The sequence below is a fragment of the Streptacidiphilus carbonis genome (genome assembly GCF_000787775.1).
In the GTDB taxonomy this organism is placed as follows: Bacteria; Actinomycetota; Actinomycetes; order Streptomycetales; family Streptomycetaceae; genus Streptacidiphilus; species Streptacidiphilus carbonis.
The window spans coordinates 53,443-70,372 of record NZ_BBPM01000001.1 but is presented as its reverse complement, the minus strand read 5'-3'; the positions used below and the strand labels follow the sequence as shown (position 1 = coordinate 70,372).

14 protein-coding genes and 2 pseudogenes are annotated in these 16,930 nt (G+C 70.4%); 7 read left to right on the top strand and 9 right to left on the bottom strand.

Features of this window, described 5'->3' with window-relative positions:
• Positions 1-4: 4 nt before the first annotated feature.
• The 5 genes from TR46_RS00350 (at position 5) to TR46_RS00330 (ending at position 8,289) form a co-directional block, all read left to right on the top strand.
• On the top strand, positions 5-829 hold the full coding sequence (locus TR46_RS00350) for a carbohydrate ABC transporter permease (RefSeq protein WP_042391740.1): 825 nt from the start codon (positions 5-7) through the stop codon (positions 827-829).
• An 81-nt stretch (positions 830-910) separates the two neighbouring features.
• A complete protein-coding gene (locus tag TR46_RS00345; RefSeq protein WP_042391738.1) occupies positions 911-2,254 on the top strand; it encodes an ABC transporter substrate-binding protein in 1,344 nt (447 codons plus the stop codon).
• Positions 2,255-2,320: 66 nt separating this feature from the next.
• On the top strand, positions 2,321-3,367 hold the full coding sequence (locus TR46_RS00340) for a LacI family DNA-binding transcriptional regulator (RefSeq protein ID WP_236655155.1): 1,047 nt from the start codon (positions 2,321-2,323) through the stop codon (positions 3,365-3,367).
• A gap of 224 nt (positions 3,368-3,591) precedes the next feature.
• Positions 3,592-5,631 carry an alpha-galactosidase gene (locus TR46_RS00335; RefSeq protein ID WP_369405970.1) on the top strand — a complete coding sequence of 680 codons (2,040 nt, stop codon included), beginning with the start codon at positions 3,592-3,594 and terminating at the stop codon, positions 5,629-5,631.
• A gap of 66 nt (positions 5,632-5,697) precedes the next feature.
• Entirely contained in the window at positions 5,698-8,289 is a 2,592-nt protein-coding gene (locus TR46_RS00330) for a CBM35 domain-containing protein (protein ID WP_052432462.1), read from the top strand.
• 222 nt (positions 8,290-8,511) lie between these two features.
• On the opposite strand, the gene TR46_RS00325 is transcribed toward TR46_RS00330, so the two are convergent.
• Positions 8,512-9,285, bottom strand: a complete 774-nt coding sequence (locus TR46_RS00325; RefSeq protein ID WP_042391731.1) for an HAD-IIA family hydrolase — start codon at positions 9,283-9,285, stop codon at positions 8,512-8,514.
• Between the two features lie 198 nt (positions 9,286-9,483).
• Positions 9,484-9,801: pseudogene (locus TR46_RS39025) on the bottom strand (AAA family ATPase); the annotation flags it as partial.
• 56 nt (positions 9,802-9,857) lie between these two features.
• Here TR46_RS39025 and TR46_RS00320 point away from each other — a divergent pair.
• Positions 9,858-10,520 carry a TetR/AcrR family transcriptional regulator gene (locus TR46_RS00320; RefSeq protein ID WP_042391730.1) on the top strand — a complete coding sequence of 221 codons (663 nt, stop codon included), beginning with the start codon at positions 9,858-9,860 and terminating at the stop codon, positions 10,518-10,520.
• Positions 10,521-10,627: 107 nt separating this feature from the next.
• On the opposite strand, the gene TR46_RS00315 is transcribed toward TR46_RS00320, so the two are convergent.
• The 6 genes from TR46_RS00315 to TR46_RS00290 all read right to left on the bottom strand — a co-directional run bounded on the left by TR46_RS00315 (position 10,628) and on the right by TR46_RS00290 (position 15,224).
• Positions 10,628-11,545, bottom strand: coding sequence for a DUF8832 domain-containing protein (locus tag TR46_RS00315; protein WP_042391727.1), 918 nt, complete (start codon positions 11,543-11,545; stop codon positions 10,628-10,630).
• 97 nt (positions 11,546-11,642) lie between these two features.
• The gene (locus TR46_RS00310) at positions 11,643-12,065 is read right to left on the bottom strand and encodes a hypothetical protein (protein WP_042391724.1); all 423 of its coding nucleotides are present in this window, start codon (positions 12,063-12,065) and stop codon (positions 11,643-11,645) included.
• Positions 12,066-12,353: 288 nt separating this feature from the next.
• Entirely contained in the window at positions 12,354-13,463 is a 1,110-nt protein-coding gene (gene tal, locus TR46_RS00305) for a transaldolase (RefSeq protein ID WP_042391722.1), read from the bottom strand.
• A gap of 43 nt (positions 13,464-13,506) precedes the next feature.
• The gene (locus TR46_RS00300) at positions 13,507-13,947 is read right to left on the bottom strand and encodes a helix-turn-helix domain-containing protein (RefSeq protein WP_174505077.1); all 441 of its coding nucleotides are present in this window, start codon (positions 13,945-13,947) and stop codon (positions 13,507-13,509) included.
• Positions 13,948-14,007: 60 nt separating this feature from the next.
• Positions 14,008-14,949, bottom strand: coding sequence for an IS3 family transposase (locus TR46_RS00295; protein WP_201776355.1), 942 nt, complete (start codon positions 14,947-14,949; stop codon positions 14,008-14,010).
• Positions 14,937-15,224, bottom strand: a complete 288-nt coding sequence (locus TR46_RS00290; RefSeq protein WP_042391720.1) for a transposase — start codon at positions 15,222-15,224, stop codon at positions 14,937-14,939. The genes TR46_RS00295 and TR46_RS00290 overlap by 13 nt, the downstream gene beginning before the upstream one ends.
• Before the next feature lie 104 nt (positions 15,225-15,328).
• On the opposite strand from TR46_RS00290, the gene TR46_RS00285 reads away from it, so the two are divergent.
• Positions 15,329-16,396, top strand: coding sequence for a hypothetical protein (locus tag TR46_RS00285; RefSeq protein ID WP_042391718.1), 1,068 nt, complete (start codon positions 15,329-15,331; stop codon positions 16,394-16,396).
• 442 nt (positions 16,397-16,838) lie between these two features.
• Here the strand turns inward: TR46_RS00285 and TR46_RS45265 are convergent.
• Positions 16,839-16,930: pseudogene (locus TR46_RS45265) on the bottom strand (alpha/beta fold hydrolase); the annotation flags it as partial.

Genomic DNA, 16,930 nt, shown 5'->3' with positions numbered 1-16,930 from the left:
CGCCATGACCACCCGCCTCCTCCGCCGCTGCCTGCTCTACCTGGCCCTGGTCCTCGGCGCCGTCGTATCCGTCGCCCCGTACCTCATGACCTTGAACTCGTCGTTCAAGGACACCCACCGGATCTTCGCCACCCAGGCGTGGACCCCCGCCGTGCCTCCGACGTTCGCGAACTTCACGCAGTTGTGGGGCAAGTACCAGATGTCCGGCTTCCTGCTGCACACGCTGCTGGTCGCGGTCGTGATCACGGTGGGCCAGGTGACGTTCTGCACCTTCTCCGCCTACGCCTTCGCCCGGCTCAAATTCCCCGGCCGCGACCTGCTCTTCGCGGTGTTCATCGCCACCATGATGGTCCCCCAGATCGTCACGCTGATCCCGCTGTTCCTCGTGATGAGCAAGCTCGGCCTGGTCGACAGCTACGCGGCGCTGATCCTGCCCACCGTCTTCGGCACCCCGTTCGGGATCTTCCTGGTGCGCCAGTACCTGCGCACCATCCCCGCGGACCTCGAAGCCGCCGCCCGTATCGACGGGGCCGGGACCTGGACCATCCTGTGGCGGATCATCCTGCCGCTGAGCCGGCCCATCATGGCGACGCTGGCGACCGTCACCTTCATCTCCAGCTGGAACAACCTGCTGTGGCCGCTCATGGTGACCGACAGCGAGCGCATCACCGTGCTGACGGTGGGCATCTCGGCGCTCCAGGGCCAGTTCGCCTCACAGCTCAACATCGTGCTGACCGCCTCCGCCCTCGCCCTGCTGCCGCTGATCGCCGTCTTCCTGACGTTCCAGCGCCACATCGTCCGTTCGATCGCCCTCACCGGGCTCAAGTAGCGCCACCGCCCGGAACCGACCGGCTGTCACGCCCTCGTGCACAGCCGCCCCCCTGAAAACGCACCGAGAAAGTGGGACCCCATGCTCAGAAGAAGCCTGGCCGCTGCCGTCACCTGCGGCATGATCGCCCTCACCGCCGCTTGCGGATCCGCCAGCTCCTCGACCGCCTCCGGCCCGGTGACCTTGAACTACATGATCTGGGACGCCGGCCAGAAGCCCGCCTACCAGAAGTCGATCAACCAGTTCGAGGCCACCCACCCCGACATCAAGGTGAACATCGAGGTGGTCGCCTGGGCCCAGTACTGGAGCAAGCTGCAGACCTCGGCCGCCGGCGGCGACATGCCCGACCTGTTCTGGGACCACCTGTCCTACCTGCCCCAGCTCGCCAAGCGCGGCATCGTCTCCGACCTGAGCGCCAAGATCGCGGCCGACAAGGTCGACACCAGCGTCTACGACCCGAAGCTGCTGAGCCAGTGGACCTCCGGCAGCACCGTCTACGGCCTTCCCAAGGACTGGGACAGCATCGCCACCGTCTACCGCTCCGATGCGCTCAAGGCCGCCGCTGTCACCGCTGCCCAGCTCGGCGCCAGCAACTGGAACACCACCGACGGCGGCAGCTTCGTCGCCCTGCTGCAGAAGCTCACGGTCGACACCAAGGGCAAGCACCCCAACGAGGCGGGCTTCGACGCGAGCCATGTGAAGCAGTACGGCATCGCCCTGGAAGCCCCCAACGGCCAGCAGGACTGGTGGGACTTCGGCGTCCAGAACGGCTGCAAGCTCCAGGAGAAGGCCTACGGCACCTGGACGGTGAACAGCCCCGCGTGCGTGGCTGCGATCAAGTTCGAACAGGACCTGATGTACAAGTGGCACGTCGCCGCGCCGGGCACGGTCACCAACACCCCCAACGCCGCCCAGCTGCCGCAGATCCTCGCCCAGGGCACCGCCGCGATCACCTTCGACGGAGACTGGGACCTCACCTCCTTCTACGCCGGCCTGCCGAAGGGCGGCTGGGGCGCGACCACGCTGCCCAGCGGCCCGGTGGGCTCCGGCACCGTCTACAACGGCCTCACCGACGCGATCTACGCCCACACCAAGCACCCGGCGCAGGCGTGGGAGCTGGAGAAGTGGCTCGCGTCGTCCACCTCGGAGAAGATCGTCGCCGACGCGGGCACCGTGTGGCCCGGTATCCCCAGCCTCACCGGCGGCTTCGCCGACGCCTGGAAGCAGAAGGGCGTCGACGTCTCCGCGTTCGAGACCGAGACCAAGGGCACCACCATGGGCTACCCGCTCACCACCACGGGTTCCGCCTTCAACACGGTCGTCCTGAAGGACCTCAACCAGGTCTGGCTGAACCAGATGGCGCCGCAGGCTGCTGCCGACGACGTCACCCGGACGGCCAACGCCGCAGCCGGCAGCGGCAACTGACCCAGCAGCCGGTTCGGTCCTCCTGCCGGACCCCCGAGCTCACGCGGGAGCGATAACATGCCCGACATGGCCTCATCCGAGCGAGTCACCAGCATCTGGGACATCGCCCGTATCACCGGGGTCTCGCATCAGACCGTCTCCCGAGTGATCAACGGCAAGACCAACGTCAAGGCGTCCACCAGGGAACTGGTGCTGCGCACCATCGAGGAGCACGGCTACACCCCGAGCACGGTGGCGCGGGCCCTGGCCGGAGGCACCGCGCGGACGCTCACCGTGCTCACCGTGAACACCGAGCTGTACGGGTGCGCGGCCACCCTGCGCGGCATCGAGGAGGCCGCGCGCCTGGCCGGCTTCACCGTCGCCATCAGCGTGCTCGAACCGGGAGCGGCCCGCACCGCGCGGGACGTGGAGGCGCGGCTGGGCAACCCGCGCACCCCCGCGATCGTGATCGCCTTCGAATCGGCCGGGGTGCGCGCGCTCAGTGCGCTGAACGCGCTGAGCGACGACTCACCGGTCGTGGGAGTGGTCGAGCGTCCCGACAGCCAGGCGGCGGCCATGGCCGCCGATCCGACCCGGGTCTGGATCGACGACCGCAGCGCCGCCGCCCACGCCACCGGCCAGCTGCTCGGCCTGGGACACGAGACCGTGCACTACCTGGCACCGCCGTCGTCCACCGCGCAGCTCGGGCAGCGCGGCCTGGGATGGCAGGAGACCCTGGTGGCAGCCGGCCGCCGGGTTCCGGACCCGGTCGACTGCGAGTGGACCCCGCGCGCCGGCTACCTGGCCGGCCGCGAGCTACTGGTGGATCCAGCCGTGACCGCGGTCCTGTGCGGCAACGACGACCTCGCGCTCGGCGTCCTGCACGCGGCTCGCGAGCGGGGACGCGCCGTGCCCGACACGCTCAGTGTCGTCGGCTTCGACGACGCCCCGCACTCGGCCTACGCCGCCCCCACCCTGACCACCGTCCGGATGGACTTCGAGGGCCTTGGGCGGGCCGCCTTCGCGCGGCTGCACAGCCTGCTGGAACCCGAGGCCCCGGCCCTGCCCACGCTGTGGGAGGAGCCGGAACTCATCGTCCGGGAGAGTGCCGGGCCGCTGCGCCGCACCGTCTGACCATCTCGACCTGACCACCTCGACCTGACCATCTCGACCCGACCGTCAGTTCCCGGCTGACGTACGCCGGTCCCGGCGCAGCCGCCTCGGGGTCGAAGCCGATTCGCACACCGCCACATGTTACCGATAAACCTTAGTGAAAGGCCGTCATGCCTCTGTGCGCCCCCGTCGTCGAACACGCCGCCATCAGGCTGTGGGTTCTCTCGGGTCGATCGTCCAGCCTGGTGCTGCACGTAGGACCGGACGAGCTCCTGCAGAGCCTGCACTGGGGGCCGCGACTGGACGTCGAGCAGGCCGCTTCCCTGCTGGAGCAGCCCGAACCGCGGTCCCGCAGCGTCGAGGACCCGGCTGACGGAACCCTGGCGCTGAGTCCCACCGGCGGTTACCGGTACGCCCATGCCGGGCTGCAGATACGTTTCGCCGACGGCACCCGCACCCTGGACCTGGCCTTCCGGGGCGCCCGGGTCGAGGGCCAGGACACCCTCGTGCTGTCCTTCGAGGACCGCTGCCACCCGCTGGCGGTCGAGGCCTTCTTCCGGGTCGTGGCGGACACCGACGTCATCGAACGCCGCATGGTGGTGCGGCACACCGGCGGCCCGGAGGACGAACCGTTCGAGGTCCTCCGGGCCGATTCCGCGACCTGGGTGCTGCCCGGACTGGAGGACTACCGGATCAGCCAGGTACGCGGGCAGTGGGCCGCCGAGCACCAACTCGACCGCACCCGGCTGCCGTTCGGCGAGACCCGGACCGCCAGCCGGCGCGGCATCAGCAGCCACCACGCCAATCCCTGGGTGATGGTCGACGACGGCACCGCGAGTGAGCAGGTCGGCCAGGTCTACGGCTGCGCGCTGGCCTGGAGCGGGAGCTGGGAACTGGTCGCCGAGCGCACCGGCGAGGACCGGGTCGCCCTGTCCCTGGGCGCCGACCACCCGGGCTCCCGGATCGCCCTGGCGCCCGGCGAGGAGTGGCCGACCCCCGTCTGCGCCGGGCAGTTCACCCACGGCGGCTTCGGCGCCGCGTCCCGGGCCTGGCACCGCTACCTGCGCTCCCACGTCGTGCCGCACCCGCAGGAGCTGCGCCCGGTGCTGTACAACTCCTGGGAGGCCACCGGGTTCGACATCAGCCTGGAGGGCCAGCTCGCGCTCGCGGACCGCGCCGCCCGACTGGGCGTGGAGCTGTTCGTCATGGACGACGGCTGGTTCGGCGCCCGCACCCACGACGCCGCCGGCCTCGGCGACTGGACCCCCAACCCGGACCGCTTCCCGGACGGCCTGGCCCCGCTCACCGACCATGTCCACAGCCTGGGCATGGCGTTCGGCCTGTGGGTCGAGCCGGAGATGACCAACCCCGACAGCGACCTCTACCGCTCCCACCCCGACTGGGTCGTCCACGCCCCCAACCGCCCCCGCACCGAGGTCCGCAACCAGCTGGTGCTGGACCTGTCCCGCGACGAGGTGGCCGCCTTCGTCCACGACACCGTGGACCGGCTGCTGCGGGAGAACGCCGTCGACTTCCTCAAGTGGGACATGAACCGCCCGCTGACCGAGGTCGCGGACGACCGGATCTGGTCGGCCTACGTGCGGAACCTCTACGGCATCCTGGACCGGTTGCGGGCAGCCCACCCGGCCGTGCGCATCGAGAACTGCTCCAGCGGCGGGGGCCGCACCGATCTGGGGCTGCTGGCCCGCACCGACCAGACCTGGATCTCGGACAACACCGACGCCGCCGACCGGCTGCACATCCAGCACGGTTTCTCCCAGCTCTACCCGGCGCAGGTGATGGGGGCCTGGGTCACCGACAGCCCCAACCCCTTCACCGGCCGGACCACTCCCCTCGCCTACCGGTTCCACGCGGCCATGGCCGGCGTCCTGGGCATCGGCGCCGACCTGGCCTCCTGGGACGAGGCCGAACTCGGGCGCGCGGCAAGCCTGGTGGCCCAGTACAAGGCGATCCGCCCGACGGTCCAGCAGGGCCGCCAGTACCGGCTGCGGCCGCCGGTGCGGAACCTGTCCGCCGTCCAGTACGTGAGCGCCGACCGCAGTGAGGCGGTCGTGTTGGCCTTCCGCCTCGAACGCCGGTTCGGGCGCACCGACCCGGCACTGGCGCTGCGCGGACTGGACCCCGCCGCCCGCTACCGCGAGGCCGGCACCGGCCGGGTGCACCACGCCGCCGTCCTGCTGGCACGGGGCCTGCCCCTTGATCTTCCCGCCGACGACCGGGCGAGCAACCTCGTCCACCTGCAGCGGGTCGAGCACCAACCCTGACAGGCCGCACGGCCTGCCCACCCAGACCTTCCGCCGTCGAGGTGGGAGGGGAAAGTCAGGTGCACCATGCTACTTCGCGCACCCGCCCCCGGCGGCACCGCGACCCGCCGCCGCAGAACGGCCCTGGCCGGCACCCTGCTGGCGGCCGCCCTGGCCACCACCGGCCTCACGGCCCCGCAGCAGGCCTCGGCCGCGACCCAGACCTTCACCGTCGACCTGGGCACCACCACCGGGAACGTGCTCGACGGTGCCAGCGGAGCGCTGTACGGGATGAGCGACAACGGCGTCCCGGGCGACAACCTGCTCGCACCGATCAACCTGACCACCGGGTCGCAGAAGCCGCCGAACGGCCTGCAGCACCCCAACGGCGACATCCTCCAGGTGGCGCCGCAGTTCTTCCGCGACGGCGGCGGGACGATGTTCACCAACATCCAGGACGAGTACTCGACCTGGCCCTACACCAACCCGGGCATCTCCAGCTACCTGACCACGATCGACACGGCCGTCAATGCCGTGAAGAGCGCATCGTGGGCGAGCAAGGTCGTCTTCGTCCCGTTCAACGAGCCGGACGGCAACTGGTACACCGGCCTGACCAGCAGCAACAGCAGCACCTACGCGTCCGCGCTGAGCAGCTTCGAGTCCGACTGGACCGCCGCCTACCAGCGCATCCGCGCCGACTACCCGGCTGCGAAGATCGGCGGTCCGAACACCGCCAACTTCGACACCCAGTTCTTCGGGGACTTCCTCACCTACGCCAAGGCCAACAACGAGCTGCCGGACGTCTTCACCTGGCACGAGCTCAACTCCGGCTCGCTGGCCAACTTCCGCGGGCACTACAGCACCTACCGCTCCATGGAGAGCGCCCGCGGCATCAGCGCGATCCCGATCAACATCGACGAGTACGCCGACCGCACCGACCTGTCCGTCCCCGGCCAGATGATCCAGTGGACGACCATGTTCGAGGACGAGAAGGTCAACGCCATGCAGGCGTACTGGGACGTCGCCGGCAACATGGACGGCAACACCGTCCACACCGACATCCCCAACGGCTCGTGGTGGCTGTTCCACTGGCTGGCCGGAATGACCGGACAGACCGTCAAGGCCACCCCGCCGCAGGCCAACACCACCGACACCCTGCAGGGCACCGCCTCGCTGGACACCACCCGCAAGCAGGCCCAGGTCGTGCTCGGCGGCTCGGCGACCGACACCAACGTGGTGATCAACAACATTCCGTCGGCCACCTTCGGCAGCAAGGTCGAGGTCACCGTCCAGGCCCTGGGCTGGAGCGGCTACGAAGGCGCCTCCGCGCCGCCGCAGACCGTCTCCCGTGCCGCCTACACCCCCTCCGGCGGCTCCATCACCGTGCCGCTGACCGGCCTCGACGCCATGTCCGCCTACCGCGTCCTGGTCACCCCCGACGGCGGCGGCAGCGCCACCGCCCCGACCGTCCCGTGGAACGCGTCCTACGAGGCCGAGAGCGCCGCCGTCACCGACGGCACCGTGGTGACCCAGACGGGCTACGCCACCTCGGGCGGCAAGGACGTCGGCTACCTCACCGCCTCGGACAGCAAGGTCGCCTTCACCGTCTCCGTGCCCAGCGCGGGCAGCTACAACCTGCGCGTCTTCTACGGAAACGAGAACGGATCCCCGTCCCAGCAGGTGCTGCGCGTGGACGGCGCCAACCCGCAGTTCGTCGACTACCCCTCGACCCTGAACTGGCAGTACCGCTCCACCGTGACCGTGCCGCTCACCCTGACCGCGGGCAGCCACACGATCTCACTGGCCGTCACCGACCCGACCCTGGGCACCTCGGCCGGCCAGGTCACCCTGGACAAGATCGACCTCACCGCCGTGCCCAGCAGCGCGGAGAGCGTCTACGAGGCCGCGTTCGCCGCCACCACCGGCAGCGCCTCCTACGACTACAGCACCGTCGGTGAGACCGGCACCGGCGCGGTGGTCCTGACCTCCGGCGGCGCCACCACCTTCGACGCCTACGCGCCGGCCGACGGCTACTACACCGTCAAGACCGACTACACCTCCACCGGCGGCAGCTCCACCCTGGCCCTCAATGGCACCGCGGTCGCCACCCTGGCCTCCAGCGGCGGCAGCTCGACCACCGCGAGCAGTCGGCTCTTCCTCAGCGCCGGCGTCAACCGCGTCACCCTCAGCCCCAACAGCGGCACCACGCTGTCGCTGCGCGACCTGAAGCTCGACGGCACCGGCGACACCACCGGGGTGACCACCTACGAGGCCGAGAACGCCACTCTGGCCGGCAAGGCCGTCGTCCAGGCCGACACCTGGGCGTCCGGCGGCAAGGACGTCGGCTACGTCGGCAACGGCAGCGCCAACAGCCTCACCTTCGGCAGCGTCACCGCCGCGGCGGCCGGCCGCTACGCCGTCATCGTCCACTACTCCGACAACGACCGGTCGGGTACCGGCAACTACAACACCAACATCGAGTCCCGCACCGCCCAGCTGAGCGTGAACGGGGGCACCGCCACGACCATCACCTTCCGCAACACCTACAGCTGGAGCGACTGGTGGACCCTCCCCACCACCGTCACGCTCAACGCCGGCAACAACACCCTGGCCTTCGCCAACTCCTCCGCCTACGCACCCGACATCGACTCCATCCAGATCGCCCCCGTCAACGGCTGACCCGAAGCCGGCACGACGACGTCCGTTCCGCCCCGACCCGTCGGGGCGGAACGGACGCGACGGACGCGAGCGGCGCCGTGCGGATCTCGGTCCGGGTCATGCCGGGCCTCCTCGCCGGCACGGCGTCTACCCCTGCGAGCCGCTACGACACATCGGCCTCAGCCCGGCCATGGCGCCGATGGAGTGCCCGCGCGGCCCGACGGAGCGGCGATTCCGGCTCACTCAACGGAGTCGCCGCAGCAGGTCCGGCAGGCCGGCGACCGAATCGAGGACGTGGTTCGGTTCACCGTTCCCCCGCCTCGGCGCGCCCGGGGCCGCCTTGCCGGTACGGACCAGGACACCGGTGATCCCGTACTGCTGCGCCGCCAGCACGTCGGACTCGATGTCGTCGCCGACCATGACGGCCTCGCCCGCTGTGGCGTCCACCTGCGCCAGGGCCCCGGCGAAGAACGCCTCGGCCGGCTTGCCCAGCACCTCCGCCCGTACGTCGGCCGCGTACTCAAGCCCCGCGACGAAAGCGCCGCTGTCGAGCCGCAGCCCCTCCCCCGTCCGCCAATAGGCGTTGCGGTGCATCGCGACCAGCCGCGCCCCACCACGCAACGCGGCGAATGCACGGTCGAGTGTCCGGTACTCGAACTCCGGTCCGGCGCCGCCGACCAGGACCACTTCGGCGTCCTGCGGCGCGTCCACCAGTTCGAGAGAGGCCAGATCCTCACGGATGTCGCCACTGTTCAGCAGCAGGCACCGGCTGCCCGCCAGCCGGGCGGCCGCAGCCGCGGGCGCGGTGAGCACGGAACCGGCGTCGACCGGGAAGCCGGCCTCGGCCAGCGCTTCGGCGATGGAACGCCGCGACCGCGAGGTGGTATTGGTGAGCAGCACGTACGGCACACCGTCCTCGCGGAGCTCCCGCAGGGCCGCCACCGCGCCCGCGATCGGCTTCCAGTCCATCGTCAGTACGCCGTCGATGTCGAGCAGCGCCACCTTGCTCCGTCCCATGCCCCGACGATAACGCCGACCGACGCGATCACCGGTGGAGTGAAGTGGTGGTGTCTCTCCGCCTTATGGCTGTTCAGGCGTCGCGGTGCCGGATCAGGGTGAAGCCGATGGCGAGGGCGAGCGCCGCGTAGAGGCTGAGTACGCCCAAGCCGCCCGTGGGGCTGAGGCCACCGGTTTCGCGGTGCAGCGAGTAGACGGCGTCGCCGCCATCTCGCTCATCAGGTGACTGGACAGGAACACGGTCCGGCCCTCAGCGGCGAGGGCCTTGAGCAGAGTGCGGATCCACAGCACACCCTCCGGGTCGAGGCCGTTGACCGGCTCGTCGAAGATCAGCACCGGTGGGTCGCCGAGCAGCGCGGCGGCGATACCGAGGCGTTGCCCCATGCCCAGTGAGAAGCCGCCCGCGCGCCGGTCGGCGACGCCGAGCAGCCCGACCTGCGGGCAGGTCTGCCATGTCGATCTCCTTCGATGGCTTCGGCGTAGCTTCGGTCTTGCTCCACCGCGGCTTTGAGATACAAAGTGTCGCCATCAATCCATCATGTCACTGAGTGGTCGGCGTGTACTCTGATGGGGTGCCGAAGCTCTGGAACGAGACGATCGAGGCGCACCGCAACTCGGTGCGCGAGGCGATCCTGGACGCCACCGCGGCGCTGGTCGCCGAGCACGGGCCGCTGTCGGTGACGATGTCCCAGGTCGCCGAGGCAGCCGGGATCGGGCGCGCGACGCTGTACAAGTACTTCCCCGACGTCGAGTCGATCCTGGCCGCCTGGCACGAGCGCCAGATCGGCGAGCACCTGGCCCAACTCTCCGACGCCGCCGAGCAGCCGGGCGATCCGAGCGAGCGCCTGCAGGCCGTACTGGAGCGGTTCGCGCTGATCTCCCACCAGCACATCGGCGACCACAGCACCGACGTCGCCGCGTTCCTCCACCGCAGCGAGCACGTCGCGGGCGCCCAGCAGCGGCTCCACGGCTTCGTGGCCGAACTCCTCGCCGAGGGCGCCGCCAGCGGCGACCTGCGCGACGACGTCGCCGCCGACGAGCTGGCAGGCTACAGCCTGCACGCCCTCACCGCCGCCGGCAGCCTCCCCGACCAGGCGGCAGTGCGTCGCCTGGTCCAGGTCACCCTCGCCGGTCTGCGCCCGACCGACACGCCCGTCGAGCCGTCAACCCGTGCTGCGGGAAAGACCCGTAGCCACCACCAGCCGCACCGCCATCACCGCTCCGAATCCACCTGACCTGCGACCCAGGAGGCCCCTTGGGCCACCGCCATACACGGGGCGCCCAGTGCTGACCCGTGCAATCGGGCGCCGGGGTGGTGCTCCGGCGCCCGACCGCTCGCGTATCAGCTGACATGCAGGGTCAGTTGGGCGGTGTGCAGGGTGCCGACGGTCTGGAACTGGAGGAACAGGCGCCAGTTGCCGGAGGCGGGCAGTTCGGCGTGGAAGGTCAGGGTGGGACCGCCGTGGTCGCCGCTGACCGCGGTGGTGGGGTGCAGGTGGGCGAATGCCTGGTCGCCTTCGTGGAAGGCGGTCAGGTGGGCGTAGGTGTCCAGGTAGGGCTGGAGGTCGGTGACCGGCTTGCCGTCGCGGCTGATCGTGACGGTGAGCGGGTGGGCCATGCCGGCCATCAGGTCCCCGGACACGGTGGCGGTGTAGCCGTCGACGGTGGTGCTCGTCGCGGCCGGGGGCAGGGCGGCGGTGTTCGCCATACCGGGGACGGTGACGGTGCGGCTGAGCACGACGTCGGTGCCCTTGCCGGCGCCGGTGGCAGGGGTGAAGGCGGCGAACAGCCGCCAGTCGCCGGGGGCCGGCGCGGCCAGCTGCGCGGTCCAGGTGCCGTCGGCTGCCATGGTGGGGTGCACGTGCTGAAACCCGGTCAGGTCGGAGCGGATCGCGTAGAAGTGGAGCTTCTTGGTCTGGTCGACGGTGTAGTCGGTGACCGGCTTCCCGTCCGGGCCGGTGATGGTGAAGCGGTACCCGGCGGGCTGGCCCGCGGGCAGGGCGGCAGTGGCGGAGGCGAAGGTGTAGCCGTTGCTGCTGGAGGCCAGACCGGTGCCGCCGGCCATCGCGGCCATGCCGGCCATCGACGCCGTCGCGGACGGCGGGGCGGTGGCGGTGGGCATGGTGCTGGCGGGCATGCCGGACATCGCAGGCATACCGCTGCCGGTGTTCGTGGACGCACATGCGGACAGGGTCAGGGACAGGGCGGCAGCGCCGGCGGCGAGGAGGGTGCGGCGGCGCGAAGGCAGGTTCGAGGACATCACAGGGAGGCTTTCCAGGAGGGCGCCACCATGGGGTGGCGCGCGGGACGGGCAGGACCGGGCCGGGCCCCCGACGAGGCGGGGTCCGGTGGCCTGCTCAGGTCCGCGCGACGCACACCTGGAGGAGGAGGTCACGCCCGCTGCCCGGCGGTCCTCGGCGCCGCGATCCTGCCTGCGCCCGAGTGCGTCGGCGCACCACCGCGCCCATCGCCGCCAGAGCCGCTGCCCAGACCAGCGAAGGAAGATGCAGGGCGGTGGAGCGCACCGGGGTGGACACGCACAGGCTGCCCATGCCCGCCGTGGCAGGTACCAGGACCGGGCCGTGCCCATTCGGCAGTTCCGCACTGGAGGTGGCCATGACCGCGTGCACGGGGGTCGTCGCGGCCGAGGTCACAGGCATCGCGCCGTGGCAACCGCCGGCGGCGGCGGGGCCGCCGTGCATGGCGAACACGGCCAGCAGCAGGGCGCAGATCGCAAGCAGGCGGGTGCCGCGCGCATTCCGCGACGGTGACTGGCCCATCCCTGCCCTCCTCTGCCGTGGCCCGGGCCTCCGGTCGACGGCCACTGGGTCCAGACGATACCGCCCCCGGGTATCGCCGGACGGGCGAATCGGACACAGAGGGCGTCCCTAGCGGCGCGCGGGGGCTCGGCTGGCGCCGGTCATCCGGGCATCAGGTGGCGCACGTGGCAGCGGGCTTCAGGTGGCCGGCGCGCGAGCCAGGCAGCGGCCCCCGTTCAGACTGCGCCGATGGCGGCCAGTACGAGCCACGGAAGCCGGGGTGGCCAAGTGGCGCCGGCTGCTTGCGGGTCACTCCACCTTCGTGTTCAGTCGCTGCTCCAGTGCCTGGTACAGATCGTGCCAGGAGGCGGCGAACTTGGCGACGCCCTCGTCCTCGAGGACGTGGACGACATCCTCGTAGGAGACCCCGACGGTCCGCAGATCGTCCAGTACCCGCTGCCCGGCGGCGTACTCGGCGCGGACGGTGTCACCGGTGATCCGCCCGTGGTCGGCGACTGCACGCAGGGTGTCCTCGGGCATGGTGTTGACCACGCCGTGGGCCACGAGCTGGTCGACGTAGCGGGTGTCGTCGTAGGCCGGGTCCTTGACGCCGGTGGATGCCCACAGCGGGCGCTGCGGCCGGGCGCCGGCCGCGGCCAGTGCCTGCCATCGCGGTGTGGCGCAGTGCTGCTCGTAGTGCTGGTAGGCCAGCCCGGCGTTGGCGATCGCGGCCTTGCCCCGCAGTGCCCGCCCAGCGGGACTGCCGGTCCGGTCCAGGCGGCGGTCGACCTCCGTGTCGACGCGGCTGACGAAGAACGACGCGACCGAGGCGATGCCTGACAGGTCGCGACCGGACTTGCGGGCCTGTTCCATGCCGTCGAGGAAGGCGTCGAAGACCTTGTCGTAGCGGTCCAGGGAGAAGATCAGGGTCACGTTGACGCTGATGCCCTCCCCCAGTGCGGCAGTGATCGCGCCCAGGCCCGCGACGGTGGCGGGGATTTTGACGAAAAGATTCGGACGGTCGACCAGCCACCACAATGCCCTGGCCTCGGCGAGCGTGGCGGCGGTGTCATGGGCGACGCGCGGATCCACCTCGATCGACACCCTCCCGTCCAGCCCGTCGCTCGCCTCGTGGACCGGGCGGAGCACGTCGCAGGCCCACCGAACGTCGTAGGCGGTGAGCAGCCGGACGGCCTCCTCGACGCCCACGCCGCGACGGGCCAGGTCGCCGATCTGCTCGTCGTAGCGGGTGCCGGCGGTGAGGGCCTTGGCGAAGATGGTGGGGTTGCTGGTGATGCCGACAACCCTCAGGTCCTGGATCAGGTTTTCCAGGTCGCCGCTGGCCAGCCGTTCGCGGCTCAGGTCGTCCAACCAGATCGACACCCCTTGGTCGGCCAGGCGGTCGAGGTTCTGGTTCATGGTCTTCTCCTTTGCTTCGGCGCCGACCGGTGGGGTCCGGCTCTCAGCGTCCGCAGCCGCTGTCCCCTGCGGAGGGAGAGTCGCCGGGCTTCAGGGCGCGTAGTTCGACGCAGCACACGCCGGGCCGGGGCGCCAGGACGGCGGTGGTGGTGTCGCTGCCCAGGCCGCGGAGGTAGCCGGTCAGGAACGCGTGGTTGATGCCGCAGACCAGCTCAGGTGCCTTGACGGCGAGGGCGTGGAAGGGGCAGTTGAGCAGGCGGACCAGGGTGGGCGCCGTCCGCTGGGGTTCGAAGCCGTACGGCTCCAGGCCGGCTGCGGCCACGGTGAGGCCGCGCTCGGGGCCCAGTCGCCCGGGCCGCACGCGGTCACGTTCGGCCGCGCCGGCGGCCTCGCCGCGGCAGCCGGCCACGCGCAGGGCCGCCTGCTCTGCGGGCTCTGCGTCCCACTGGGCGGTGACGGCTTCGGTGAGAATGTCGGCGAGCATCTCGTAGCGGCGCGCGGGGATGCTGACCTTGTCAATCCCCTCGAATCGTGGAGACCTTCCTTATGCGGTTCGGTCCTGCTGAATGTGTTCGGCTCGCGTGTTGCTGATGATCCGTTCGAACTCGATGGGCGGATGGCCGGCTGCTGAGGTGTGTCTGCGGCGGGTGTTGTAGAAGTCGGTGATCCAGGTGGCGATCTTGATCCTGGCTTGGTCGCGGGTGGTGAAGTGCTGCCGGTGGATGTACTCGACCTTGATCAGCGAGTTGAAGCTCTCGGCGGCGGCGTTGTCCAGCGCCGAGCCCACGCGCCCCATCGACTGCACCACGCCCAGGCGGGCGCACAGGCCGTTGTAGGCATCACTCGTATATTCACTGCCGCGGTCGCCGTGGAAGATCACGCCGTCCACCTGGCCGCCCCGGGTGGCGGCCGCCATCTTCAGGGACGCGCAGACCAGAGCGGCGTCGTGCCGCTCGCCCATCGCGTAGCCCAGACAGCGACGGGAGAACAGATCGATGACCGTGGCCAGGTAGAGCTTGCCCTCGTCGGTGTCGATCTCGGTCATGTCACCGACCCACAGCACGTCCGGCGCCACCGCGTCGAAGCTGCGGCGGACCAGGTCGGGAGCCGCTCTTCGTTTGCCCTGGCGGGTCAGCGAGCGCCGTCTTCGTGGCGCCTTGCGGCCCTGCAGGCCCAGGCCGGCCATGACCTCGGCGACGGTGTTCACCGAGACCCGCCAGCCCTCGGCCCACAGGTCCAGCGTGATCCTCGGCGAGCCGTAGGTGCCACCGGACTCCCGGAAGGAGTGCGTGATCCGTTCCTCCAGCGCAGCCCGTCTGACCTCGCGCTTCGTCGGCTCGGCCGGCCTGCGTCGCCACTTGTAGAACCACGCCTGGGACACGCCCAGGGCGCGGCAGGCGACGGTGTGCGGGATACCGTGCACGGTCCTCTGGTCGCTGATCGCCCCGACGAGCGCCGCCGGGTCCGCCGCAGCTACTTCACCCACAGGACCATGCAGCGTTTGAGGACATCACGCTCCATCGCCAGCTCCTTGTTGTCCCGCCTGAGCTGCAAGTTCTCCCGACGCAGCCGCGCCAGTTCCTCGCTCTCCCCGGACCCGGCCACCCCGGCCTGCCGTGCGCGGGAGACCCAGGTCGCCAGCGTGGTCTCGTTGATCCCCAGGTCCCGTGCCACCTCTGCAAGGGTCTTGCCGGTCTCGGCGACGATCCGCACAGCCCCCTCACGGAACTCCGCGTCGAATTTCCGCCTCTTTTCCGCCATGTCTCCCAACTTCCCCTCCAGTCATGGTCTCTACGCTACGAGGGGAGGGTCAGCCCTATTCTCCTGCATCTTGAGTGGGCGATCCCCACCGGAGGTGGGCGAGAGTGACCGAGCAGCTGTCCGACACCGACATCCTGGACGCCGTCGCCAGGCGGCTCCACCGGCGCAGGAGCAATCTCCCCCATCTCTCCCCGTCCGACGCGGAGATTCTCACCGACACCGTCGTCGACCTGTACACCGAATGGTGCGTGGAGGAGCGCCGTGAAAAGCCCCGGACAGCCAAAGGCGACAAGGACCTGTCCGGCCAACCACGGTACGAAGAGCTGGCCGAATATGCGCTCGACCCGCCCGTCTACCCGTACCACAGCCGCACCATGCATCTCGTGCGGCGCGGCTCGGAACGGTCCACCGTCTGCGCCTGCGGCGACGGGCGACTGCTCTGCCGCACCTGCGGTGCGCGCGGTTGGATGCAGTGCCCGCCCGACCAGTTGTGTGACGCTTGCGAAGGCGTGGACTCCTGCGACCGCTGCATCACCGGCACCGGTCGGCGCCGCAGCCGACCAATCGAACGTCCCGCCGGCACCCTGCGCACCCGGGTCACCTGCAAACGGTGCGGCAACAAGCAAGCGGCTTGCCCCGGTTGCCTGGGGCGGGGCCGCGTCCGTTGCAAGGAATGCTCAGGGGACGGACAACTCACCTGTCAGGACTGCAAAGGCGGACGGACCATCCCCGATCCGGCATGCGACGGAACCGGGAAGTTCACCCACTGGACCGCTGGCATCATCACCAGAACCCCCGGCCGCGCGACGAAGCGGCTGTGCGGGCTGCCGCTGCCGCCGCCGGTCCGATGGGCGCTTCGCCAGGCCACCCCGCAAGAGACCCGAGTGGACAACAGCACCGAGCTGCCCGCGGACCTGGACCCGGGGCTCGCCAAGCAGCTCATGCCCCACCTGGCCAAACAACGTGGCGAGGTGGGACGACGCACCCGTATTCGCCAAGTGCCGCTCGCACGCGTACTCGTGCACCAGTCGCCGCACTTGCTGCTCTACGTGCTCCCAGGCCTTCCGCAGCCCCGAGTACTGCTGCTGCCCGCCCGCTCACTGGTGCTGAAGGCGCTGGGTACCCTGGTCACCGCCGCAGCACTGGTGACCGTGGTGCTGCTCCTCACCTGAGAACGGATCCGTGCACGCAACAGGCCTGCGGGGCTCAAGAAGTCGTCGGCTGAGATCCTGGTCCTGCGGCATGAGAACACCGTGCCGTGGCGGCAGTTGGCCTCTCCCGTGCGCTACGAGCCGGCGCACCGGCTCTGGTTCCCCGCCGACACTATGCCCATCCGGACCTGCGGATGCTCCTGCCCAGCTCCAACAGGCAAGACCTCGTCGGTGAGCTCGTCAGGACCGTCAACGCGCTCATCGACCAAGTCGCCTCGAGCGACCCGGAGCGACTCAGCGGAGAGACAGCGCCTGTGAGGGCAGCGAGTCGACCTGCGGCGCCGTAAATGCCCATGCCCGCAAGCTACAGCGTGCCACCGACACGCCACTGAATTCCGGCCCCTCGGCCGGGCAAGCGGGTCAGATGGTCCGATCCCCGGCGCCTGCGGCACGGTCGGCGCGGCTACGCGACCGCGTTCAACAGGTCGGCGAGCAGCTCCGGCCGCTCCAGTGCGATGAAGTGGCCCGCCCCGGGCACCTGCGTGAAGTCGGCGC